This is a genomic window from Candidatus Paracaedibacter acanthamoebae (genome assembly GCF_000742835.1).
GTDB lineage: Bacteria > Pseudomonadota > Alphaproteobacteria > Paracaedibacterales > Paracaedibacteraceae > Paracaedibacter > Paracaedibacter acanthamoebae.
Genome location: NZ_CP008941.1, coordinates 2,124,283 through 2,146,373 on the forward strand (window position 1 = coordinate 2,124,283; position 22,091 = coordinate 2,146,373).

Consider the following 22,091-nt stretch of genomic DNA (forward strand, 5'->3'; position numbering starts at 1 on the left):
CACTCTTTTTATAACGACCATATCCCACCTCTAGAAGATCTAGAATAAGCTTAATTACAATTTTTTCTAGAGTTCAGGAGAGGGTACCAGACGAACGTTGGCCCTATCACCCTTTATTTAGATAAGGGGCGCCGAAGGGATTGACAATAATTCCAGCTTTAGATCCCTTCGAATGCTAAAAGTCTAGATTCAAAACTCTGATTGCATCTTTGTATCGCACATTATTTAAAAATACGACTGTGGTATTTATAGTATTTCTCCTACCATTCCTTGTACGGATTCCCCTAAGGTTGACGACATTATAGAAAAATAAAAGACTGGATAAAGGTCTTTTACCCAGCGTTCGACAGAAATTTAGCTAGCTATCTTATTGGTTAATTAATTTCTTAATCGCCATCGGAATTTGTGAAATATAATCCTCTGCTGATAAATTATTAATTTGAATATTAGACGCAGCAAAATTTTGAATGGAAATTTCAATATTTTCTTTGCTGGCAAGTAACGGATGGGTAATCAAAAGACGTGCTTGAGGGTTCTTTATAAATTTAGGAATAAATTCTTCAACAGAACTATCTTCATCATGGGATAATAATGAAAGGTCACTATGATCAAACGGCCATTTATGGCACTTCTCTCATACAATTTTACTATCTCGCCACTGACCGGCTCTCGTGGCCATAGGGTCGAGCCAGGAAGGCTATATTTTCAAAAATATTTTTATCAATTTTAATTGTATGAAGACGGTGAAAAGAGGCACGATTGGTAAGTTTGACTAAATTTTCGTAATAATTTACAAGATCCTTAGAAATCTTCAGAATGGTCTCAGCCGTGTGATTTGGCTGCAAATAATAGCAACAAATGTTATGAAGGATGGTACTTAATTTTTCGCTGCCTGGCATACTATCTGAAAGTTTTGACCCTAGAATTCCTGTCGACCGCTGAAGAAAACTTGATGCTGAATCCATTTCAGTTGTATCCATCTAATTAAAACTGACACAAATCACTCGTTGTCGTTTCCAAGCATTTATGTCATTGACTCCTTTACCATTTTTGAATTCTGGCATTTCCAAGAAAGATGCTGCTGTCACCGATTCATCAAGAACATACTCATCGGAACGAAGATAATGTAATTTTTCTTTATGGGGATCAAGGACCTCGATGACAGAGGATAAGAATATTCCATCAATGCCTTGCGCATGGTATACTGTGACAAATTTCTGCGCCGATACATCTTGGGCCGTAAATAAACCTGCATCTGCCTCCTTTTCCATTGCCAGGGCGGTAGATTGGGAAGAGATCAAGAGGCTCATTAAAAAAGCTAAAGAATATCTCATCAATTACTCCCTAAATTAAATAGTTCCAAAGTTGTAACCTCTTTTTACATATAGGAGGCAATTTTTAAAATTTCAAGATTTATGGTAGTCCTCTGAGAAGTATGCTTACAATTGCTTAAGGATGCTGGTATATAATACTCTTAACGTGTCCAAAGAGCGTTTTTTATGCCCGAGATAAATTCTTGATGGAGTTGGCACTCTTCTTCGGACAGGGAAAAAGACCGAGAAGGACGGAATTCTCTGCCTTTATACTGGCTAATTTCCTGAACCAACGTGCCATGACTACTTTGGCTTTCTGCTTGAAAAGCAAAGGCAACTTGGCGCCCTCCTTTCAGTTCGAGGTAAACTGACGCAAGTAAGCCGGCGTCCAATAAGGCTCCATGAGTTACACGCGCGGATAAATCAATTCCAAAACGACGACAAAGGGCATCCAAGGAGGCCGGAGAGCCAGGAAATTTTTGCCGCGCCATTTGCACGGTATCAATGGCTCGCATTACGGATAAAGGATTACGACACAAGCGTTCTAACTCCGCATTAATGAACCCCATGTCAAAACTTGCATTGTGAATAATGAGTGGGGAATCCCCAATAAACTCTAAAAAGGGATCAACCACTTGAACAAACAACGGTTTGTCATATAAAAACTCTGTGGTAATGCCGCTGACCTTTGACGCACCGGGCGGTACATCTCGTTGGGGATTGACATAGGTATGATAGGTTTTGCCTGTCGGTAAGAGATTGTGCAACTCAATACATCCGATTTCGATAATTCTATCGCCCGTCTTGGGATTAAAACCGGTGGTTTCCGTATCTAAAACAATCTCTCTCATTACATTTCTCCCACAACCATTGTCATAAACTGAATCCAAGTATGGTGATGATTGAGACTGGAATCAATTATAATATCTGCCCGTCGTTGCTTTTCCCTTTGGGATGTTTGATTAGCCAATAGGCGCTGCATCAAAAATTCTGTCATTCCTGGACGTTTCATAATTCGTTGTTTTTGCAACCAATCTGAACACTTTATAACAACCGTCAAATCACATATGCTCTCCAGATTATTCTCAAACAATAAGGGAATATCAAGAATAATGACAGGCGTTCTCAGCCGTAGATGATGACACAAAAACCGACGCCGGCTCTTCCCTAAATCAGGGTAAAGGATTGACTCAAGCTTAGCCAAACTAGTTGGATCCTCTGAAACAGCTTGCCTCAATTTCTGTCGATCCAATTCTTGATTGGTGGCTGCCGATGGAAATTGATGCAGGATCCGTTGAATAATGAAGTGATCACGATATAGTTTTTGAACCTCAGCATCGGCATCCCAAATAGGCCATTTTAAGAGGGTACGAATTCGCCGGATGAGACTTGATTTACCGCTCGCCATCGAGCCTGTCAATCCAATAATAATCATGTCAGATGCTTCCTTGCCGACTCATAATCAGGTAGAATGTTCCACCATCGGAAGAAGCTATGTTGGGCTTGTCTGATTAGTAATTCTAATCCATCCCTGGGTTCATGGCCAGATGCTCGCGCCATTTTAAGGAGAGGTGTGTCAAACGGCTGGTAGACCATATCGAGGATAAGGGATGAATGAGGTGGCAACATTGTTAAAGGATTTCCTTTTCCTTCCAACCCCAGCGGTGTGGCATTAATGATCACATTTATATCAGTGAGAAGATCATGACGCTTATCCCAGCCCTCTTGACGTGAACAAACAGTACAGTCTATGCCCAAGTGTTTGAGAGCAATGATTGCAGCCTTTGCGGCGCCCCCCTTTCCCAGAACCAAAGCGTTTGTTGCTTGAGGAAAAGTTGCCACTATTTCCTTGAGAGCAAGATAGTCGGTGTTATCTCCGATTAGCCTTCCCTTTGACCGATAAATCGTATTGATGGCGCCAACTTCTTGCGCTAAAGGCGTTAAAGTGTCCACATAAGACATCACTGTTTCTTTATAAGGTGCCGTGATATTTAATCCATGATAAGTTTCTAAGGCTTGCTGGATCTGACTGGCGTCTCTATCTACCAGCTCATACGTCCCCTTCAAACCATGTTGCTGTATCCAGAAATTATGAAGCTTAGGAGAGGAAGAATGAGCAATATTTTGCCCCAGAACAGCAAGTTTCATGACATTAAAATTCCCAATCGACGCAATTCCGCCATTAAGGATAATAAGGGCAACCCCATAATTGTGAAAATATCCCCTTTGATCTCCTCAAAGAGTTGGGCTCCGAGCCCTTCCACTTGATAACAGCCAACTGACCTTAAGATTTCATCGCCTAAGCGAGCGACATATGCGTCAATAAAGGCATCAGAAAGAGGGCGCACAGCCAATTCAGGCGTCACGACGGTAGACCAGATTTCCTGCCCTTGACGAAAGATAACACAAGCTGATGGCAGAGTGTGTAGCTTGGCCTGAATAAATCGCAATTGGTCCTTTGCCTCTTGCAAGGAAGCTGCCTTATCAAACCAACGTCCGTCACACTGCATCATCTGATCAGCCCCAATAATATAATCTTGTGGATAAATCTGTGTTACCACACGCGCTTTCGCCCTAGCTAGTTCTAGAGCGGTCTCTTGAATTGACCATCCTTTACCTTTTGCCCGGGATTTTATCTCTCCCTCGTCCACCGCGGATGGCACCGCCTTAAAGAAAATATCTGCATTTTTAAGTATTTTGGCTCGAGACGAACTTTGGGACGCTAGGATAAGGGTGGGGGTGTGGATAACTTTGTTCATAACCGTCAAGAACTTTCTGAATAGCCCGTGGATAACCGGGGTACTTATGCACAGTAAAATTTACCTGTGTATAACTATGCCATTTTGCCAAAGGTTTCCCAAGGATTTTTCTCCTGTTGTGGAAAACTATCCACAATTGTGGAAAATATCTCTGATTATCCCCATAGTTCACAAAGTTATCCACAGTTTTCCTGTGATAAAATGTCACGCAATGCTTTGATTTTTAGCGAGACTCGGTTAGGTTGAGTAAGAATCCTAATGTGGATAACTATTTCTGTGGACAATTGAAGGATAAGTTTTAATCCCCATTATTCACAGGGATCCACTACAACAACTATTAATTATATATAAGTATTATTATTGTAATGGAAAACCGCTTATCAAAAACTCTTATTGGACAAAAAACCGATCGTCCAGCTCTTTGGATGATGCGTCAGGCTGGACGCTATCTTCCTGAATACCGTCAAACCCGTGAACAAGCAGGCAATTTCTGGACACTCTGTTTTACGCCTGACTTAGCAAGTGAAGTGACCCTGCAGCCAATCCGTCGGTTCGATTATGATGCCGCAATAATTTTTAGTGATATTCTTGTCATCCCCAAAGCCTTGGGACAAAAAGTGGAGTTTGCTCCTAACCACGGCCCCCTGTTAGAACCCTTAGATTGGCAGGCTATCACTCATTTTTCGGATTGGACCGATTTTGAACAGGTCCTTGCTCCCGTCTATGAAGCGATTTCGCAAACCAAAAACAGTTTAGCACCCTCAAAAGATTTGATTGGATTTGCAGGCTCACCCTGGACCATCGCAACCTATATGATTGATGGGGGAAAGGGGAACGAATTCTCTTTAAGTCGTCACTCTTTAACAACCATTGACAATCTTCAGTCCTTATTGAAAATTTTGACCCAAGCCATCAGTTTGCATCTCATTAATCAAGTGAAAGCTGGGGCCACTGTTTTACAAATTTTTGATTCCTGGGCTGCCCTTGTACCTGCAGATCTTAGAGAGGACGTTCTCTTTAAGCCACTGAGGCAGATTATAGCGACTGTGCGGCAAAGTGTTGGGGATATTCCCTTGATCTATTTTGGTCGCGGTATTTCAGAGTCTTATGCCAAGCTTGCTCAAAAAAAACTTGGAATTGCTTTTGGCGTTGATCAGCACAGTAATTTGATAGCGCTTGACCAATCATTGCCGCAGGATATCCCGCTTCAAGGCAATCTTGATCCTGAAACTCTTGTGGAAGGTGGCGAAAAGTTAGAAAGGGCAGTGTATCATATTTTAGAAGTTGCAAAAAATCGACCCTTTATCTTCAATTTAGGCCATGGTATTTTACCACACACGCCAATTGCGCATGTTGATCGGGTCTGTGAGTTGGTTAGGCAGGCTGCATGACGCAGAAGAAACTCGCTGTTGTTTTAATGAATCTTGGCGGACCCGATCATTTAGACAGTGTTCGTCCCTTTTTGTACAACTTGTTTTCTGATCCGGCTATAATTTCTCTTCCAAGTCCCTTCCGGCAGATTTTAGCCAGATTAATTGCAGCCAGACGAACCCCTAAAGCCCAAGATATTTATAAAAGGTTAGGAGGAAAATCACCTCTTTTGGAGAATACTGAATGCCAGAAACAGGCTCTTGAAGCTTGTCTTCAGGTGGTTTTGCCCGGTTGGACCTCAAAGGCTTTCATTGCCATGCGGCATTGGCATCCCTTCACGGAAGAGACGGTAGCTGCGGTTAAAGCATGGGGCGCGGATTTAGTCGTTACTCTTCCTCTCTATCCCCAATATTCGACCACCACAACAGCTTCCAGCTTAAAACGGTGGCGAGACTTAGCGGGAAATCTTAAAAATCTCGACCAAGTCTGTTATTTCCAAGAGCCGGGGTTTATTCAGGCCTACCAAGAGCTAATTCAGAGAACACTTGATCAATCCCCACAAAATATTCCCTTAAGACTTTTATTTTCAGCTCACGGCATCCCTCAAAAACTGGTGGAGCAGGGCGATCCTTACCAATGGCAAATCGAGCAAAGTGTGGCGGCCATTATGCAAGCCTTTAAGGTGGACCATCGGATTTGTTACCAAAGCCGTGTCGGTCCTCTCCGGTGGTTGGGACCCAGTTTAGAGGATGAATTAAACAAAACCGCTATCGATCAAGTTGGTGTTATTGTGGTTCCCATCGCCTTTGTCTCTGATCATTCTGAAACCTTAGTGGAGTTAGATATGGATTTTAAAGCAAAAGCTTTGGCATTAAACATTCCCCATTATGGTCGAGTCCCAACCGTTGGTGATCATCCAGCCTTTATCAGAGGCCTGGCGCGTTTGGTCGCAGAACGAGTCGCGGCCCAACAATCTTCTCAAGCGGGGAGCTGTCCGGCTCAATTTATAAAATGTGGGTGTCGTTCATGATGACTGTGCTTATTGACTACTGGTTTTGGATTAAAAGTTTTCACCTTGTTTGTGTCATTTCTTGGATGGCCGGGCTTTTTTATCTGCCCCGTTTATTTGCTTATCATAGTAAAACGACGGCCGGGACTGAAATGCATGCCACCTTTTTGCAGATGGAAGATAAGCTCTATCGCTTTATTATGCAGCCGGCCATGATTTTTTCCTTGACATCGGGGGCAACTCTTGCCACTATTGGAGATACGTGGCAAATGCCATGGCTACACGCCAAATTACTATCAATCACTTTTCTGTTGGTCTTTCATTTCCTCCTACGAAGCTGGTATTACGATTTTAAACAAGGGAACTTTTGTCGTAGTGAGCGGTTTTATCGCGTTGTCAATGAAGTGCCGACCATCTTATTGGTGATTATCGTTATTTGTGTGGTGATCAAACCTTTTTAACTGCTTTCAGGGAAAATTTATGCATCTTCAAGAACTTAAGCGTCACTCACCGGCAGAATTGTTGACAAAGGCCGAGGGATTGGAAATCGAAAACGCCAGCTCCATGCGCAAGCAGGATTTAGTTTTCGCAATTTTAAAAAAACTTGCTGAAAAGGATGTTGCCATCTTTGGGGACGGTGTTGTTGAAATTCTTCAAGATGGATTTGGTTTTTTGCGCTCGCCTGAGGCAAATTACTTGCCAGGTCCCGATGATATTTATGTTTCCCCAAGTCAAGTGCGCCGGTTTGGGTTACGTACAGGCGATACAGTCGAAGGACAAATTCGATCCCCCAAAGAAGGGGAACGCTATTTTGCTTTGCTTAAAGTTAATAAGATTAACTTTGAAGAACCTGAAAATATTAAATACCGTATTAATTTTGATAATCTCACCCCTCTCTATCCGGATGAACGTATCACGCTAGAAATGGAATTACCGACGAAATCTATTGCCAACAATACGGTGTCGCAACGTGTTATTGATTTGGTCGCGCCGATGGGGAAGGGACAGCGTGCTCTTATCGTGGCGCCGCCTCGCACCGGTAAAACCGTGATGCTGCAGAATATTGCCCATTCAATTACCGCCAACCACCCAGAAGTTTACTTGATTGTGCTGTTGATTGATGAACGGCCAGAAGAAGTGACCGATATGGCGCGGTCTGTTAAGGGCGAAGTGGTTTCTTCCACTTTTGATGAACCTGCAGCCCGGCATGTGCAAGTGGCTGAGATGGTTATTGAAAAAGCCAAACGTCTGGTGGAACAAAAACGGGATGTGGTTATTCTTTTAGACTCTATTACCCGTCTAGCGAGAGCCTACAACACGGTTGTTCCGTCCTCTGGTAAGGTTCTGACTGGTGGTGTCGATGCGAACGCTCTACAACGTCCTAAACGCTTTTTTGGAGCAGCCCGTAATATCGAAGAAGGGGGCTCCTTAACAATTATCGCGACGGCTTTGATTGAAACGGGCTCACGTATGGATGAAGTCATTTTTGAAGAATTCAAGGGAACCGGTAACGCTGAAATTGTTCTGGATCGTAAGCTATCTGATAAGCGCGTCTTCCCAGCGATTGATATTAACAAATCAGGAACGCGTAAAGAAGAGTTGTTGGTCACCGATAAGGCTGAGCTCACAAAAATGTGGGTTCTCCGTCGTATCCTTAACCCAATGGGCACGATTGAAGCCATGGAATTCTTGGTGGATAAGATGAAGTATAGCAAAACGAATGCGGACTTTTTCCAATCAATGAATTCGTAGAAGGGGGGCTTAAAGGCCCCTTTCTTATTTCTCCCTTTTCTTACTTCTCTCTTTTTTCCCGGCCGCAGAGCCGGGAACTCTATATGGCAAGCGATTGCTCATCGGAGGTCGAGACCCCGGATCACGTCCGGGGATAGGGCCTTTTTTTATTTATTCTCTCTTCTTTCCCGGCCGCAGAGCCGGGAACTCGATATGACAAGCGATTGTTCATCGGAGGTCGAGACTCCGGATCAAGTCCGGAATGAGGTAATTTTTATTTGAGCGCACGACATCGACTCTTCTCCATGGAATCTCCTTTTTTCTTCCACCTTTCTCTTCCCGGCCGCAGAGCCGGGAACTCGAGATGGCAAGCGATTGCTCATATGAGCTCGAGATTTTTACAATTTAAATTTCAAATCCCTAATCAATGAAGATATATTCACAAGATTAACCTTTATTTAAAAAATATACTTAATATAAAGGTGATATGTATTTCTTAAGTAAAGGGAGCCTTAACAATGAGACCTATTGATCTATCAAAATTAAGACCCTTTTATATGGTGGCTAAAGAGGGAAATATAACAAAGGCTGCAAGGAAACTTAATGTTACCCAACCATCACTCAGCGAACTTATTAGTGATTTGGAATATAATATGAAAGCTCAGCTCTTTGAGCGATTACCAAGAGGGGTACGTCTGACGCCTCAGGGAGAACGGCTATTTATACATGCACAGAAAATGGTTGAAGAGCACGAAGCTTTTGAAAAAGTTTTTTATGAAAAAAATGATGAGATCGAAGGGAATTTAAAAATTATTACAATGCCATTTGGTGGCTCCGAGTGGTTGGTTCCAACCCTAAAAGGTTTTCTAGAAAGACATCCAGAGATAAATATTAAGATTCTCCTTCGAAGTGAGAATATTGAACCTACAGAAGGTGATGTAGTAATTTGTCCTCTAATTTTGCATCAACCACACTTAATTCAAAAATATCTTTATACTGCCCATACAAAATTATTTGCTAGTCAATCTTACCTTAAAAAATTTGGGACTCCGAGAACCATTGAGGAGCTTAACCATCATCGTCTTATAGTATATAGAAGCAATTATTATACTCCTTATGGGAGCACTAATTGGCTCCTAAATATTGGGATCCAAGAAGGACAGGGATCGCGAAAACCATACTTTGAAATAGATTCTTTAAACGGTATGATCAATAGTGCCCTTCATGGGTATGGAATTGTTGAGTTACCTGATTTATCTATTCCCTTAACTTCTTCTCTTGTAGACGTTTTGCCAGAAATTTCGGGGCCTGCGGTCGAAATGTATTATACTTTTCCAGAAAAGCGAAAAAATTCTAAAAAAATTAATTTATTATTTAAGCATTTATCTAAAAACGTGAGCCAATGGGAAGGCAGAAAAAAATGAATTATTCTACCTTACACTAGTTTAGTTTTTTATAATTGAAATGCACAATTGAGGAAAAGCTGTGGTATTTTCTAATTTTACTTTATGCATAATTTTTCTCCTTATTTTTTTAATCAACTATTGATTGATATTATGGTTTTTTTTAACTATACGTTTACTCTAATACCTTTTCCCCTCTCAAAAAGTCAAGATAGCGGAATATAAAAGGGAGGAGAATTTTACAAGCTTTCTGCCCTTAACAAAAATTATTAGTTTCTTCCCGGCCGCAGATCCGGGAACTCGAGATAGCAAGCGATTACTCATGTGAGTTCAAGACCCCGGATCAAGCCCGGGGATCCACTCATTGTTTATAGAAATCGTTCTTCCCCCCTTCTTTTCCCGGCCGCAGAGCCGGGAACTCGAGATGGCAAGCGATTACTCATGTGAGTTCGAGACCCCGGAACAAGTCCGGGGATAGGACCTTTTTTATTTATTCTCTCTTCTTCCCGGCCGCAGAGCCGGGAACTCGAGATAGCAAGTGGTTGCTCATCGGAGGTCGAGACTCCGGAACAAGTCCAGGGATAGGACCTTTTTTATTTATTCTCTCTTCTTCCCGGCCATAGAGCCGGGAACTCGAGATAGCAAGTGGTTGCTCATGGGAACTCGAGACCCCGGAACAAGTCCGGGGATCCACTCATTGTTTATAGAAATCGTTCTTCCCCCCTTCTTTTCCCGGCCGCAGAGCCGGGAACTCGAGATAACAAGTGGTTGCTCATGGGAGCTCGAGACCCCGGGCCAAGCCCGGGGAAAGATGCCTTATTATACAGACACTCCTGACTTCAGTACTCTAAGGCAATGACTTATAAATTTCTAAGGCTCTAAGGCGAGCTTTATCGTGATTAATAATAGGCTCAGGATAGGTTGAACCCAGCTTTATTCCCGCCTCTTTAAGCTTAATCGAGCTGGTTTGCCAAGGCTTATGAATAAAGTCATTACTTAACAGACGGAGTTCTGGTACCCAGCGCCTTACATAATTCCCTTCAGGGTCAAATTTTTCGCCTTGGAGAACGGGATTAAAGATACGGAAATAGGGAGCTGCATCAGCCCCACAACCGGCCACCCACTGCCAATTGGCGCTGTTATTGGCAAGATCAGCATCCACCAGAGTATCCCAAAACCAGGCTTCTCCATCTTGCCAGGGTAATAATAAATCTTTGATCAAAAACGAGGCGACAATCATGCGTACACGGTTGTGCATATAACCTGTGTGCCACAGTTCACGCATGCCAGCATCTACAATTGGATAGCCTGTCAGGCCTTGGGCCCATTTCTTAAAGGCTGATGGATTTTCTTGCCACGGGAAATTGGCAAATTGGGGTTTTAAGGGCTGTTGTGGCAACGTCGGAACATGATAAAGTAAATGATAAGAAAATTCGCGCCAGCCTATTTCTGATAGAAAAGTGAGGGCATCGGTTTCGATGGCTAGATTAGAAGCAATATGCGCATAAATTCCATGCCAGATTTGTCGAACACTAATTTCTCCCCATGCTAAATGGGGTGATAAATGGGAAGTAGCTTCTCTATCGAGACGATTACGGTTTCCTTTATATCCCTTTAAGTCTCCTAAAAAATGATCAAATCGCTCCTGAGCACCGGCTTCTCCCGGCGTCCAGGTTTGTCGTAAGCCGGTTGCCCAATCTGGTTGTGTTGGCAATAAATTTAAACTAGTGAGCGAGTTTTTGGTATAATCCAAAAGCTGAATTTCTGGGGGAGGGGGGATCGGCTTGCTTATATTTGCTTGGGCTATACATTTTTTCCAATAGGGCGTAAAAACTTGGAAGAACTTTCCTTGATTGTTCGTGATCTCCCAGGGCTCAAACAGTAGGTGACTGTTAAAGGTTTTGACTAGAATTCCTTTATCTTGTAACTCAGATTTAAGGGCAGTATCAATGGCAATATCCTCAGGTCCATAACGGCGATTCCAAAATACGGCTGTCGCGCCGCTTTCGACAATAAGCTCCTTGAGAATGCTAGCGGCCTTACCTTGACGGAAAACCATTTTGCCCTCCAGCTTAGAATTGAGGTCTGCTAGACTGTGATGGAGCCACCACCGGCTTGCCCCGCCGGGTTGCCACCGGTTGTGATTTTCTAAGATAAAAAGGGGTATAATGTCCGCTTTCAGGCGAATGGCTTCCAGTAAGGCTGGGTTATCGGTGAGACGTAAATCTTTACGAAACCAAACGATACATTTCATTTTTATTCCTTTAAGGTTACCGCATTAAAAATCCCACAAAGATGATTAAGCCGACCCATTGATTGGCTATAAAGAAATTTCGACACTCAGCGATATCTTTCAAATTAAGCTTTAAGACTTTATAAATTGCAAAGGTTGCCGCGCTGATAAAACACAAATAGGGCATTAAGCTGGAGTGAGCAAGCGCACAAGACCAGGATAAAAGAGCCGCCATTACCCCATATAAAGTAATAATAATAGGTCGAGCCCCTTTTCCAAAGGTTAAAGCGGTTGACCCAATTTCGAGATGTTGATCATCTTTGATGTCTTGAAAGGCGTAAACGGTATCATAGGCGACCGTCCAGCAAATGCCGGCCCCATAGGCGGCCCACACGCCCCGATGGTGCCATAAAGGTGTAAAAATCGCGATGGCCATAGGGAAACCAATGTTAAAGGCTAATCCCAGAACAACTTGGGGGTAATTCGTAAAGCGTTTTGCCTTGGGATAAATCATGAATAAAACGGTTGCGATTGCCCCAATGCCCCAACAGCGGGGAGGGAGCTGTAAAAGAACAACCAGGCCCAGGCCACATAAAATGAAGAAAAATACCCCGGCTTGAGACGCAGTAACTTCACCGCTCGCTAAAGGACGGGTTTTGGTCCGCTGAACGTGTCGGTCAATATCCTGATCAAAATAATCATTCACGATACAGCCCGCGGCGCGCATCACGGTCGCCCCGATCGCAAATAGCAGCATCAATTTGGGATCAATGGCCAATCCCTGAGCGTACGCTAATCCCCACCAACAGGGGAATAAAATTAAAGCAATGCCTATTGGTTTATCAAAGCGCCCTAAGCGCCACAGAGCGGAAGCTATTAACATGCGGGATCACTAAATTGGTTGACACGCCGTTGATGGCGTCCACCCTCGAAAGAGGCTTGGAGGAAATGGTCCAAAATATGCTTGGCAAGTTCTGTCCCTAGGGTTCGTCCGCCCAAGCATAAAACATTGGCATTGTTATGGCGCCGCGCCAACTCCGCGTCCAGACCGGTACTGCAGCGGGCCGCCCGAATATGAAGATGGCGATTGGCGGCCATCGACATGCCAAGGCCGGTGCCACAAATAAGGATTCCCACGGCCGTCGGATCGGCTTTAAGATGGTCGGCTAATTTATCCGCATACATCGGGTAATCCACAGATTCTAATGAATCTGTCCCTAAATTAACAACCTCAGCACCTTTAAGATGGCTTAAAAGAACTTCTTTAAGGTCATATCCCCCATGATCCGCGGCAATGTAAATTTTAGGCATGATAAAATTCTATCCTCTTTAATTCATTACATTTACCACAGCTATTTCAAAACGTCTATTTGAAGAGTTGGTTCAACATTCAGGTCTTTTACACGATTGATAAGGGTGGTTGTGTAATCATAAATATCCTGTCGTTGCAAATGAAGCATAGTAGCACGAAATTTTGACAGATTTTCAAGGTTACACATTTCTGAACGTTGCATGAGCCTATACAAAAAAGCCGCTTCTAACTTATAATATTCGATATAATTAGCACCCCAAACAGCGTTTTGAAGATCTTCTGTTGTGCAATTGTCTTTTTGGGATAAGTTATAGAGCTCTTTTTCCAAGACAAGAGAGGGATAGGCATAAGGAGAGATATATTCCCTTTTATCTTCCGGCTCGGGTATAATTTTTACTAAATAAAAGAAGTCAAATTTAAGTGATGCATAAGAATCTTGAGAAAAGCAATTTGATATGATCAATAAAAATAACAATAGTATTCGCATTATAACTAGGTCCCTCTTTAAAACTTGATATTTATATTGAATCATAGAACGATTGATCATTTCTACATCGCTGGATGATTATTTTTTTGCTAAGGTTGGGACACGGATTAGCGAACGAGTATAGATCACCCACCATGCAGCTTTCATGGACACCATATTTAGGGCAAGCACTGCTTTATTTAGCAGCGGTCATAGCAAGTTTAGTCTGTCTTGTCCCGCGCCATAAACGTGTTCTGTTTGCTTTCCTGTGGCTAACAATTGCAGCAGCTTTTGGCTGGTTAATGTATGCCCATGTCAGCTCTGATTTCTCTTTTTTAAATGTTGTGATGCATTCCCATACGCAAAAACCCCTGCTTTATAAGATTTCAGGGGTTTGGGGCAACCATGAAGGATCAATGCTCTTATGGCTGTTGCTGCTGGTAACGGCGGGGGGAACGGCTTTTCGTTATCAAGAACAAGGGCTGTCATTCGTGGCGTATACTGCACTGGCGATTTTATTGTTTTTGATTGTGGCTTGCAATCCTTTTGCTGCTGTTCTTATTCCTCCTCTCGAGGGGCGCGATTTAAATCCTTTACTGCAGGATCCCCTTTTAGCCATTCATCCACCCTTCCTCTACTTAGGTATTGTCAGCTCCCTTATACCCTTGATTTACAGTAGTTTAAATCAGTGGGATCGATCGTGGGCTTATTGGACGATATTTTCTTGGACGTTTTTAACAATTGGGATTGTTTTGGGGAGTTTTTGGGCTTATTACGAATTAGGCTGGGGCGGCTGGTGGTTTTGGGATCCGGTGGAAAACGCCGCTTTGGTCCCTTGGCTGTTGCAAACGGCGGCTAGTCACAGTCTCATCCCCGTACGTCAAGGTCGGTTGTCGCTGGCTGTTCCCAAATGGCTGAGTTTTGCGACGTTTGCAACTTGTTTGTTGGGAACATTTATTATTCGGTCAGGTCTTGTCACCTCTGTCCATAGCTTTGCTGTTGATCCAGAGCGCGGTATATTTCTGTTGCTTGTGTGTTTGGTTGTCCTCTTTCCCCTTGGGGTTAGACTGTGGAGAATTAAAACAGTCCCCCCCCGCGATAGGCGAGTAGAATTTAATTTAGGGACAGCTATAAAATTAGGACTATTTTTTCTATGTTTTACGGCCTTTACAGTCGCCTTTGGCACGCTCTATCCTTTAATTCTTCAGGCGTTTAAGAGTCACTTGACAGTAGGGGCGCCTTACTTTAATGCGACGGTCATTCCGATCATGATTCCGTTAGTGGTTCTGATGGCATTGCAACCCTGGTTAACGCCAACTCATTTAAGGACACAACGGGCGTTATCGCCCCTCTTAATAGCAACAGCAGCTGTCTTGCTGCTGTGGTTTCAGTTCCATTTGAACCGGCCGTTGATTTTGATAGGGTATGGCGTCGGCGTTTGGTTGCTGAGCAGTATGATTTTGGGACTGTGGCACAGACGCTGGACGGGGCTGCAAATCCCCATGATTTTAGCCCATTCTGGCGTAGGGCTGGCGGTCGTTGGAATGGCTTTAAGTCTCGGATTTGAGGATGAAAAGCTTGTTGCTTTGAAGGCGGATGACACAGTTATATTTCACAATCAAAAACTAACCCTGGCAGAGGTTACGGGAAAAAAGGCTGAAAATTATATGGGGCAAACAGCGCATTTAATGCTGAATAACCAGGTCTCCTTAAAACCCCAAAAAAGATTTTATTGGACACAAGGGATCATTCATCAGGAAACAGCCATTTATTCGCATGGTTTTGATCATTATTACATCTCCATGGGGGACCATTATCAAGATGATTCTTGGGGATTCCGAATTGCTTATAAGCCTTGGATCAACTTAATGTGGTTGGGATTTTGTTGCATGGGGGTGGCCGGACTATGGCGCTTAGGCCAACGATGGAGAAGAGCATGAGTCAATTTTTTTTATGGATAGTTTTACTTTTTTCTACAGAAAACCAGGCGCTTGAAGTTCATGAACAGTTAGCCGATTCTGTCCAAGAATATCGCGCAAAAAAGTTAGGGGATCAGCTTTTATGCCCTAGGTGTGGGGGGCAAGCGTTGAATGAGTCGGCCGTGGAAGAAGCAATTCTATTACGGATGATCATTCGGGAACAAATTGTTAAAGGCTGTTCTGATCAACAAATTGTTGATTGGTTTGTGGATCGATACGGGGAGAGGATTTTAGTGAAGCCGCCTCTTTCCATGACCACTTGTATTTTGTGGTTTTTACCGTGGCTCCTTTTAGGGGGCTGCTTGGGGAAAATTTTTTATAGGAATAATAAAAAAGCCCTCTGACGAGGGCTTCTTCGAAAGCTTTAAAAGCTTATTTTGCTGAACTAAATCCACCAAAACGCTTGTTGAATTTGCTGATCTGACCGGCTGTATCATTCAAGCGAGCAGATGTACCTGTCCAGGCTGGATGGGACTTTGGATCGATATCAAGCTGAAGGGTATCACCTTCTTTACCCATAGTAGTACGGGTCGTGAATTTGGTTCCGTCTGTCATAACAACATTGATTTGATGGTATGTTGGGTGAATATCTTTTTTCATAATCGTGACCTAAAATAAAATAAACAATCTTAATATGCTATATAGCCTATTATAACAGAGTATGCAATAATTTTCCTTAAGAATCATAGATTAATGTGGAGTTTAATTGTCAAAGGATAATAAAATCCAAGGGGTGCCTCACGTAACCCTCGATTCAACGGATCGGGGGAAATCTCTTGTTTTTTCAGGGGATTGGCGAACTTTAACCATAGAGCCGATGTCCGATCGCTTAGCTGAAATTAAGCTGAGTAAATCTGAAATTTCTGATCTTAAACTTCAATTTGATGACACCTTTTCTTACGATATGGCAGGCGCCTGGCTGATTGCTAAATTCTTAGAGACCCTTAAATTATCGGAAAAACAGCAAAAAAAACTACCAGAACTCATTGGCAAGTTGATTGAAAAATCATTTGATTTTCCTGAGGAGGAAGAAGCATTAAGTGCTTCAACTTTTCTAAAAGAAACAGGCCGATTTAGCGTTGACCTTGCTCAAAATACCAAAAACATTGCGGGGTTTTTAGGGCAAACTTTAGTCAACATTTACACTATCCTGACTTCTCGAAAAGGATTGCGCTGGCCCGGAATTGCCTATTTTATTGATGTGGTGGGATTTAAGGCTATTCCCATTATAAGTTTGATTTCTTTACTGATCGGAGCTGTTTTGGCTTATCAAGGGGTCACTCAGTTAGAAAAATTTGGCGCCTCATCTTACGCGGTTGATTTTTTGGCTGTCTCGCTCTTACGAGAAATTGCCGTGTTGTTAACCTCGATTGTGGTGGCTGGGCGATCGGGAAGCTCTTTTACGGCTCAAATTGGCACGATGTCCTTAAATCAGGAAATTGATGCGATCCGAATGATGGGGCTCAATCCGTTTCATGTTTTGGTTATTCCCCGTGTTTTTGCCTTAATTATCTCTTTACCACTATTGGTGCTTCTTTCAATCGTTATGGGGGGAATTGGTGGGATGATTGTGATCCGGAGCACTATCGGACTTCCCTATGGTGAATTTTGGTCGCTTTTTCAAGGGGCGGTTCACAAAACGACATTTTGGACCGGCATGAGTAAGGCCCCCTTGTTTGCCTTAATTATTGGCGTTATTGGATGTTATCGGGGCATGCAAGTGAAAGGAAGTGCTGAAAGTGTTGGTCTTATGACCACACGATCGGTGGTGGAATCAATTTTTATGGTAATTATCTGTGATGCGATAATGTCTATATTTTTCACAAGCATGGATTGGTGATCATGACGACTCTTATTGATGTTAAAGATTTATCGACAAAGTTTGGTTCTCAAGTTGTTCATGACCATCTCAATATATCCGTTAAGGAAGGTGAGGTGTTAGGCGTTGTGGGGGGATCTGGTTCTGGTAAATCTGTGTTAATGCGCTATATGATTGGATTGGAACCGCCTCAAAAGGGTAAGATTGTCTATAATATGCCAGGTGGTTTTCACCAAAGTCACATCGGCGTTCTTTTTCAACATGGGGCATTGTTAAGTTCGATGTCCATCATGGAAAATATTATGACGCCTCTTTTAGAGGTGGCAAAGCTGCCGCCGGAGATGGCGCGTAATTTAGCTCTCTTAAAAATTGAATTAGTGGGATTGCCTGTAGAAACAGCTTTCAAATCACCCGCAGAGTTGTCAGGGGGGATGATCAAACGGGCTGCCTTAGCGCGATCTTTAGCGCTGGAGCCTCCTATTTTATTCCTAGATGAGCCAACATCAGGGCTGGATCCTATCAGTGCGGCGGCCTTTGATAAGTTGATTAAAGAGCTTCAAAAAAATTTAAATATTACAGTTGTTATGATTACCCATGATTTGGATAGTTTGGTTCAAATTTGTGATAGAATAGCAGTGTTGGTCGATCATAAAGTTTTAATTGGCTCTCTTGCAGAGATTGTGAAAATCGATCACCCTTGGATTAAGGATTATTTTCATGGATCGCGGGGCGAGCGGTATTTTCGATAGAGGATAAAATGGAAACACATGTCAATTACGTCCGTGTCGGAGCCTTTGTCATTGGTGGATTTTTCGCCATGATTTTCTTTATTTTATGGCTTAATAAGGTTGGCTTTGGAGATTCAACTCAACCCTATCAAATTTATTTTAAAGGATCAGTTGCGGGGCTTAAAATCGGTAATGCTGTGCAATATCGTGGAGTGCCGATTGGCAAGGTCTCAGCAATTAAAATTGATCCTAAAAATGTTGAGCAAATTGTGGTGACTGTAAAGATTGATAAGAGTGCAGTTATTAAAGAGGATATGATTGCAAGCCTTGAAAGCCAAGGGTTGACAGGAATTTCATATATTCAAATTAATGGCGGTACCACCACAGCAAGAAGTCTGCTGGAAGTGGGCCATAAAGATATTCCTGTTATTGCCTCAAAATCCTCGCTGATTGAAGAGGTATCCGCCACTATTCCGGATATGTTAAAGAAAATGGACGGACTAATTTCCGAAATACGCGGGATTTTTAGTGATGAGAATCGTCACTCTTTTACCAAAACGATGAAAAATATTGAAGAAATAACAAGCTATTTTAAACCGACAAATGGTAAGGATAAGGACACCTTCATTCTAGAGCTAACCAAGGCCATTTCGGATTTAGATGAAACTTTATTGGAAATTAAATTAATGACCAAAGAATTTACGCATGTTCTTAAAGACAACCGGAGCGGACTGCGAGAATTTACAACCAATGGTTTAAATTCCTTTACTCGCTTTATGGTTGAAGGACGCGAATCCTTGGCCGCTATTCGTCGTCTGAGTGAATCCTTAGAACGTTCACCGACACGTTTCTTTTATAATGATGCAGAGCAAGGGATACCCGTTCGATGACTCAAAGGTTATATCGTGTACTTTTTATATTATGTTTGCTTTTAACAGCGTGCGGTCCCTTAATTCCTACGCCTGGCGAAGCGCCGAAGCGATATACGCTGTCGCATTTGGAAGAAAATAACCGAGCGCCTGTTATCCCACGACAACTAATTATTGAGGTTCCTACTGCTGCTGTTAGTTTAGATTCGGTGCGTGTAGCCGTGGTTCCGGCCCCCCAACAGATAAATTATTATGCTGATATGGAATGGTCTGATCGCTTGCCCGCCCTCGTTCAGGAATCCATCGTGTACTCTTTGCAAAATCAGCATCTCTTCCGCTCTGTGACGCGCAGTAGTGATGGCGTTATTCCGGACCAATCCCTTAAAATTGATATTCGTAAATTCTATATTGACCAAACAGGGATACCCACAGCGCAGGCAGAATATTTTATCCGATTAATGGATGTGGGCACCCGTCATGAAGTGGCGAGCAAAACTTTTACAGCGAGTATTCCGCTGAGGGGGGAAGTAACTTCTGAGTTAATCGCAGCTGCTCTGGATCGAGCCAATCGACAAATAATAGAAGATTTACAAGGCTGGCTGAGCCGTCATCATTAAGTTAAATAGGTTGTTTTCTGAGAGCCTCAACCTTACGATTAGAATCATGCAGAGGCGGAAGAGTCTGATCGTTTTTCTGCGAAAAATTCTTAGGTTCAAGAGAGAGTTATTATTTTTTCTTTATAAAAATTAAAAATAAAATGAATTTTTATAACAAAAACCCCCCTCATTTCTGATTGTTCATGAAAATTAAAGAATATTATTTGTCAGAATAAAACAATAACTTAGATTTAGACGTCTTCTAAAAAGTACCGGTTTCCGCTAAAAATTAGCGCTATAGGCGATAAATTTAAGAAAATTTATTAAAACAGGCGTAATAAAAAACGCTTGATAAAATTTTAAACTGCCTCCATAACAAGGTTGTGGAATATGAAAATGGAGGCAGTAATGGCTAAGCATGTCGCTTATCCATTAATCATTGCGTCTATTTTTTTTAAGGTTACCGCAAACTCTGCGGAAGCTTTAGAAAAAAATGGCGCAATTTTTAATAAAGGTACACTATTAAATAAAAATTCGCAAGAGCTATCATCATCTTATAATAATCATTCTATGGATATGGATGACGCTGCGAAAATATTAATCTCTTTTAAGGAGATAACGGCATCTAAAACATTGGGCGAGGACCAAGCTTATTTTTCGGACTCAAGCCCAGATATTATTGATTCTAGTAACGACGAATTTTCTCGTCCAGTGGCGCGACAGCTTTTTTCTGAAGATGTTGCAGGGGACGAGCAAGAACAGATTTCTCAACCAAGATCAGTAAATGGGCAAGCTGCTCGTGAACAGCATTATGAAAAATGGTTGAAAAGGTTAAAGGCTCATCCTCCTAAGGGGCAGGTGCAACATACCCAAGCATTCTTCGATTCTTTGGTGGAAGGTGTTTACCATTCCCCGGTCAAGACGGGGTCTAATTTTTATCATTTCCCTAAAGGTGTGAGTCCTACGAAGACACCGAGAGGGAGAAATAACCGAGCTCGGTTAAAAAAGGGATTATCCCCTCTTTTATGGGACAAGGTTAATAATATTGTCATCCCCTGTGAAATGCATCATGTAGGGCAAAAAAATGATGGTAGTCATATTGTTATGGTACCTAAAATCTTACATAAGAAGAATCATGCTCTTTTTCATACAAGAAAGAAGAAATCGCGAATTAATCGTTCAGAGTTTAATAGTGAAAAAAAGCGCGTCTTTAAGGCTTTAGGAAAGAAATTCTGGGAGGGAAAATAAGATATAAGGGTAAATGGTGGGCCCGGCAGGACTCGAACCTGCGACAACTCCGTTATGAGCGGAGGGTTCTAACCAACTGAACTACAGGCCCCCATATTAATCATTAATGCCTAAAACAGCATCAAAAGTCAAGAAAATGAAAGAAGAAGGGAGAGTATTTGTTACTCTCCCCTTTTGTTATTAGGCCGCGTCTGCGTCATCTGTTGAGACTGCATCGGAACCGCGCATCATCCCATCAGCGATAAGGCCGGCATTATTACGAATGGCTGCTTCAATTTGGTTAGCAATTTCTGGATTATCTTTAAGGAACTGACGGGCTGACTCTTTACCCTGGCCAATTCGTTGAGATCCCATGGAATACCAAGACCCAGCTTTATCCACGATGCCCGCCGAAACGCCTAAGTCAATTAATTCACCAGTTTTAGACACACCTTCACCGTACATAATATCAAAATCGACCACCTTAAAGGGAGGCGCCATTTTGTTTTTGACGACTTTAACGCGGGTTTGGTTGCCAGTCACTTCTTCTTTGTCTTTAATCGATCCGACGCGACGAATATCAAGTCGCACAGAGGCATAGAATTTCAAAGCATTACCACCGGTTGTGGTTTCTGGATTGCCAAACATAACCCCAATTTTTTGACGGATTTGGTTAATGAAGATAACCATACAGTTGGTTTTATTGATGGATCCAGCGAGCTTACGTAAGGCTTGGCTCATCAAACGGGCTTGTAGACCCATGTGGGAATCCCCCATGTCGCCTTCCAATTCAGCTTTGGGAACAAGGGCGGCAACCGAGTCAATAATCAGGACATCAATCGCGCCGCTGCGAACCAATGTATCAGCAATTTCTAGAGCTTGCTCACCGGTATCCGGTTGCGAAATGATTAAATTATCAATATTGACGCCAAGTTTACGAGCATAGGATGGATCTAAAGCATGTTCGGCATCCACGAAAGCACATGTGCCACCAACTTTTTGAGCTTCAGCCACGGCATGCAACGCGAGTGTCGTTTTACCGGATGATTCTGGTCCGTAGATTTCGATAATACGGCCGCGCGGCAATCCGCCGATACCCAGGGCAATATCGAGCCCCAATGATCCAGAAGATAGCACTTCAATTTCAACAGTTTCCCGTTGTCCCAAGCGCATAACAGATCCCTTGCCAAAAGCACGCTCAATCTGAGCTAAAGCAGCATCAAGGGCTTTTCCTTTATCGGTTGTTGACATGTTTTTCTCCTTCTTAACAATTAAA

25 protein-coding genes and 1 tRNA gene are annotated in these 22,091 nt (G+C 42.6%); 12 read left to right on the forward strand and 14 right to left on the reverse strand.

Annotated features, from left to right (window positions below):
• Positions 1 to 367: 367 nt before the first annotated feature.
• The 7 genes from ID47_RS13050 to ID47_RS09840 form a co-directional block, all read right to left on the reverse strand.
• Positions 368 to 517 carry a hypothetical protein gene (locus tag ID47_RS13050; RefSeq protein WP_156956733.1) on the reverse strand — a complete coding sequence of 50 codons (150 nt, stop codon included), beginning with the start codon at positions 515 to 517 and terminating at the stop codon, positions 368 to 370.
• A 130-nt stretch (positions 518 to 647) separates the two neighbouring features.
• Positions 648 to 965, reverse strand: a complete 318-nt coding sequence (locus ID47_RS09815) for a hypothetical protein (protein WP_156956734.1) — start codon at positions 963 to 965, stop codon at positions 648 to 650.
• A gap of 15 nt (positions 966 to 980) precedes the next feature.
• Positions 981 to 1,334, reverse strand: a complete 354-nt coding sequence (locus ID47_RS09820) for a hypothetical protein (RefSeq protein ID WP_038466071.1) — start codon at positions 1,332 to 1,334, stop codon at positions 981 to 983.
• Between the two features lie 140 nt (positions 1,335 to 1,474).
• The gene (gene dnaQ / locus ID47_RS09825; RefSeq protein WP_038466073.1) at positions 1,475 to 2,164 is read right to left on the reverse strand and encodes a DNA polymerase III subunit epsilon; all 690 of its coding nucleotides are present in this window, start codon (positions 2,162 to 2,164) and stop codon (positions 1,475 to 1,477) included.
• Positions 2,164 to 2,748 (reverse strand): dephospho-CoA kinase, encoded by a 585-nt coding sequence (gene coaE / locus ID47_RS09830; protein ID WP_051908825.1) that lies wholly within the window; start codon positions 2,746 to 2,748, stop codon positions 2,164 to 2,166. Before coaE ends, dnaQ begins: the two co-directional genes overlap by 1 nt.
• Positions 2,745 to 3,461: a shikimate dehydrogenase family protein gene (locus ID47_RS09835; protein ID WP_038466075.1), complete on the reverse strand. Its 717-nt coding sequence runs from the start codon at positions 3,459 to 3,461 to the stop codon at positions 2,745 to 2,747. The genes coaE and ID47_RS09835 overlap by 4 nt, the downstream gene beginning before the upstream one ends.
• A complete protein-coding gene (locus ID47_RS09840; protein ID WP_051908826.1) occupies positions 3,458 to 4,072 on the reverse strand; it encodes a Maf family protein in 615 nt (204 codons plus the stop codon). Before ID47_RS09840 ends, ID47_RS09835 begins: the two co-directional genes overlap by 4 nt.
• 365 nt (positions 4,073 to 4,437) lie before the next feature.
• Here ID47_RS09840 and hemE point away from each other — a divergent pair, with 365 nt between their 5' ends.
• The 5 genes from hemE (at position 4,438) to ID47_RS09865 (ending at position 9,607) form a co-directional block, all read left to right on the forward strand.
• Positions 4,438 to 5,463 carry a uroporphyrinogen decarboxylase gene (gene hemE, locus ID47_RS09845; protein ID WP_038466077.1) on the forward strand — a complete coding sequence of 342 codons (1,026 nt, stop codon included), beginning with the start codon at positions 4,438 to 4,440 and terminating at the stop codon, positions 5,461 to 5,463.
• Entirely contained in the window at positions 5,460 to 6,473 is a 1,014-nt protein-coding gene (gene hemH, locus ID47_RS09850; protein ID WP_038466079.1) for a ferrochelatase, read from the forward strand. The genes hemE and hemH overlap by 4 nt, the downstream gene beginning before the upstream one ends.
• Positions 6,470 to 6,913, forward strand: a complete 444-nt coding sequence (hemJ, locus tag ID47_RS09855; protein WP_051908827.1) for a protoporphyrinogen oxidase HemJ — start codon at positions 6,470 to 6,472, stop codon at positions 6,911 to 6,913. The genes hemH and hemJ overlap by 4 nt, the downstream gene beginning before the upstream one ends.
• 19 nt (positions 6,914 to 6,932) lie before the next feature.
• Positions 6,933 to 8,204: a transcription termination factor Rho gene (gene rho, locus ID47_RS09860; protein ID WP_038466082.1), complete on the forward strand. Its 1,272-nt coding sequence runs from the start codon at positions 6,933 to 6,935 to the stop codon at positions 8,202 to 8,204.
• Between the two features lie 497 nt (positions 8,205 to 8,701).
• Positions 8,702 to 9,607, forward strand: coding sequence for a LysR family transcriptional regulator (locus ID47_RS09865; RefSeq protein WP_038466084.1), 906 nt, complete (start codon positions 8,702 to 8,704; stop codon positions 9,605 to 9,607).
• 826 nt (positions 9,608 to 10,433) lie between these two features.
• On the opposite strand, the gene ID47_RS09870 is transcribed toward ID47_RS09865, so the two are convergent.
• The 4 genes from ID47_RS09870 to ID47_RS09885 are packed head-to-tail and all read right to left on the reverse strand — an operon-like array spanning position 10,434 to position 13,678.
• Positions 10,434 to 11,840, reverse strand: a complete 1,407-nt coding sequence (locus ID47_RS09870) for a cryptochrome/photolyase family protein (RefSeq protein ID WP_038466086.1) — start codon at positions 11,838 to 11,840, stop codon at positions 10,434 to 10,436.
• 16 nt (positions 11,841 to 11,856) lie between these two features.
• Positions 11,857 to 12,702: a 4-hydroxybenzoate octaprenyltransferase gene (locus ID47_RS09875; RefSeq protein WP_051908828.1), complete on the reverse strand. Its 846-nt coding sequence runs from the start codon at positions 12,700 to 12,702 to the stop codon at positions 11,857 to 11,859.
• Complete coding sequence (gene rpiB, locus ID47_RS09880; RefSeq protein WP_038466089.1) at positions 12,696 to 13,130, reverse strand: ribose 5-phosphate isomerase B; 435 nt, start codon at positions 13,128 to 13,130, stop codon at positions 12,696 to 12,698. The genes ID47_RS09875 and rpiB overlap by 7 nt, the downstream gene beginning before the upstream one ends.
• A 41-nt stretch (positions 13,131 to 13,171) precedes the next feature.
• Entirely contained in the window at positions 13,172 to 13,678 is a 507-nt protein-coding gene (locus ID47_RS09885; protein ID WP_156956735.1) for a hypothetical protein, read from the reverse strand.
• 14 nt (positions 13,679 to 13,692) lie between these two features.
• Here ID47_RS09885 and ID47_RS09890 point away from each other — a divergent pair, with 14 nt between their 5' ends.
• Positions 13,693 to 15,537, forward strand: a complete 1,845-nt coding sequence (locus tag ID47_RS09890; RefSeq protein ID WP_084676012.1) for a heme lyase CcmF/NrfE family subunit — start codon at positions 13,693 to 13,695, stop codon at positions 15,535 to 15,537.
• Complete coding sequence (locus ID47_RS09895) at positions 15,534 to 15,920, forward strand: cytochrome c-type biogenesis protein (RefSeq protein WP_051908830.1); 387 nt, start codon at positions 15,534 to 15,536, stop codon at positions 15,918 to 15,920. Before ID47_RS09890 ends, ID47_RS09895 begins: the two co-directional genes overlap by 4 nt.
• Positions 15,921 to 15,948: 28 nt before the next feature.
• Here ID47_RS09895 and rpmE read toward each other — a convergent pair whose 3' ends face one another.
• Positions 15,949 to 16,176 (reverse strand): 50S ribosomal protein L31, encoded by a 228-nt coding sequence (gene rpmE / locus ID47_RS09900; protein ID WP_038466095.1) that lies wholly within the window; start codon positions 16,174 to 16,176, stop codon positions 15,949 to 15,951.
• Positions 16,177 to 16,282: 106 nt separating this feature from the next.
• Between rpmE and ID47_RS12070 the strand changes: the two genes are divergently transcribed.
• The 5 genes from ID47_RS12070 (at position 16,283) to ID47_RS09925 (ending at position 20,836) form a co-directional block, all read left to right on the forward strand.
• The gene (locus ID47_RS12070) at positions 16,283 to 17,416 is read left to right on the forward strand and encodes an MlaE family ABC transporter permease (protein ID WP_051908831.1); all 1,134 of its coding nucleotides are present in this window, start codon (positions 16,283 to 16,285) and stop codon (positions 17,414 to 17,416) included.
• A gap of 2 nt (positions 17,417 to 17,418) precedes the next feature.
• Complete coding sequence (locus ID47_RS09910; protein ID WP_038466098.1) at positions 17,419 to 18,144, forward strand: ABC transporter ATP-binding protein; 726 nt, start codon at positions 17,419 to 17,421, stop codon at positions 18,142 to 18,144.
• Between the two features lie 8 nt (positions 18,145 to 18,152).
• Positions 18,153 to 19,013: an MlaD family protein gene (locus tag ID47_RS09915; RefSeq protein ID WP_038466101.1), complete on the forward strand. Its 861-nt coding sequence runs from the start codon at positions 18,153 to 18,155 to the stop codon at positions 19,011 to 19,013.
• The gene (locus ID47_RS09920) at positions 19,010 to 19,609 is read left to right on the forward strand and encodes an ABC-type transport auxiliary lipoprotein family protein (protein ID WP_038466104.1); all 600 of its coding nucleotides are present in this window, start codon (positions 19,010 to 19,012) and stop codon (positions 19,607 to 19,609) included. Before ID47_RS09915 ends, ID47_RS09920 begins: the two co-directional genes overlap by 4 nt.
• Before the next feature lie 387 nt (positions 19,610 to 19,996).
• Entirely contained in the window at positions 19,997 to 20,836 is an 840-nt protein-coding gene (locus ID47_RS09925) for an HNH/ENDO VII family nuclease (RefSeq protein ID WP_198022290.1), read from the forward strand.
• A 14-nt stretch (positions 20,837 to 20,850) separates the two neighbouring features.
• Here ID47_RS09925 and ID47_RS09930 read toward each other — a convergent pair.
• Positions 20,851 to 20,927 (reverse strand) — tRNA-Ile (locus tag ID47_RS09930).
• Positions 20,928 to 21,016: 89 nt separating this feature from the next.
• Complete coding sequence (gene recA / locus ID47_RS09935; RefSeq protein WP_038466109.1) at positions 21,017 to 22,066, reverse strand: recombinase RecA; 1,050 nt, start codon at positions 22,064 to 22,066, stop codon at positions 21,017 to 21,019.
• Between the last annotated feature and the right edge of the window lie 25 nt (positions 22,067 to 22,091).

Excerpts from the sequence above, each read along its gene's own strand:
- ID47_RS09815 (WP_156956734.1), bottom strand. The coding sequence starts at position 965 with ATGGATTCAGCATCAAGTTTTCTTCAGCGGTCGACAGGAATTCTAGGG.
- ID47_RS09820 (WP_038466071.1), bottom strand. The coding sequence starts at position 1,334 with ATGAGATATTCTTTAGCTTTTTTAATGAGCCTCTTGATCTCTTCCCAA.
- dnaQ (WP_038466073.1), bottom strand. The coding sequence starts at position 2,164 with ATGAGAGAGATTGTTTTAGATACGGAAACCACCGGTTTTAATCCCAAG.
- coaE (WP_051908825.1), bottom strand. The coding sequence starts at position 2,748 with ATGATTATTATTGGATTGACAGGCTCGATGGCGAGCGGTAAATCAAGT.
- ID47_RS09835 (WP_038466075.1), bottom strand. The coding sequence starts at position 3,461 with ATGAAACTTGCTGTTCTGGGGCAAAATATTGCTCATTCTTCCTCTCCT.
- ID47_RS09840 (WP_051908826.1), bottom strand. The coding sequence starts at position 4,072 with ATGAACAAAGTTATCCACACCCCCACCCTTATCCTAGCGTCCCAAAGT.
- hemE (WP_038466077.1), top strand. The coding sequence starts at position 4,438 with ATGGAAAACCGCTTATCAAAAACTCTTATTGGACAAAAAACCGATCGT.
- hemH (WP_038466079.1), top strand. The coding sequence starts at position 5,460 with ATGACGCAGAAGAAACTCGCTGTTGTTTTAATGAATCTTGGCGGACCC.
- hemJ (WP_051908827.1), top strand. The coding sequence starts at position 6,470 with ATGATGACTGTGCTTATTGACTACTGGTTTTGGATTAAAAGTTTTCAC.
- rho (WP_038466082.1), top strand. The coding sequence starts at position 6,933 with ATGCATCTTCAAGAACTTAAGCGTCACTCACCGGCAGAATTGTTGACA.
- ID47_RS09865 (WP_038466084.1), top strand. The coding sequence starts at position 8,702 with ATGAGACCTATTGATCTATCAAAATTAAGACCCTTTTATATGGTGGCT.
- ID47_RS09870 (WP_038466086.1), bottom strand. The coding sequence starts at position 11,840 with ATGAAATGTATCGTTTGGTTTCGTAAAGATTTACGTCTCACCGATAAC.
- ID47_RS09875 (WP_051908828.1), bottom strand. The coding sequence starts at position 12,702 with ATGTTAATAGCTTCCGCTCTGTGGCGCTTAGGGCGCTTTGATAAACCA.
- rpiB (WP_038466089.1), bottom strand. The coding sequence starts at position 13,130 with ATGCCTAAAATTTACATTGCCGCGGATCATGGGGGATATGACCTTAAA.
- ID47_RS09885 (WP_156956735.1), bottom strand. The coding sequence starts at position 13,678 with ATGATCAATCGTTCTATGATTCAATATAAATATCAAGTTTTAAAGAGG.
- ID47_RS09890 (WP_084676012.1), top strand. The coding sequence starts at position 13,693 with ATGATTATTTTTTTGCTAAGGTTGGGACACGGATTAGCGAACGAGTAT.
- ID47_RS09895 (WP_051908830.1), top strand. The coding sequence starts at position 15,534 with ATGAGTCAATTTTTTTTATGGATAGTTTTACTTTTTTCTACAGAAAAC.
- rpmE (WP_038466095.1), bottom strand. The coding sequence starts at position 16,176 with ATGAAAAAAGATATTCACCCAACATACCATCAAATCAATGTTGTTATG.
- ID47_RS09910 (WP_038466098.1), top strand. The coding sequence starts at position 17,419 with ATGACGACTCTTATTGATGTTAAAGATTTATCGACAAAGTTTGGTTCT.
- ID47_RS09915 (WP_038466101.1), top strand. The coding sequence starts at position 18,153 with ATGGAAACACATGTCAATTACGTCCGTGTCGGAGCCTTTGTCATTGGT.
- ID47_RS09920 (WP_038466104.1), top strand. The coding sequence starts at position 19,010 with ATGACTCAAAGGTTATATCGTGTACTTTTTATATTATGTTTGCTTTTA.
- ID47_RS09925 (WP_198022290.1), top strand. The coding sequence starts at position 19,997 with ATGGCTAAGCATGTCGCTTATCCATTAATCATTGCGTCTATTTTTTTT.
- recA (WP_038466109.1), bottom strand. The coding sequence starts at position 22,066 with ATGTCAACAACCGATAAAGGAAAAGCCCTTGATGCTGCTTTAGCTCAG.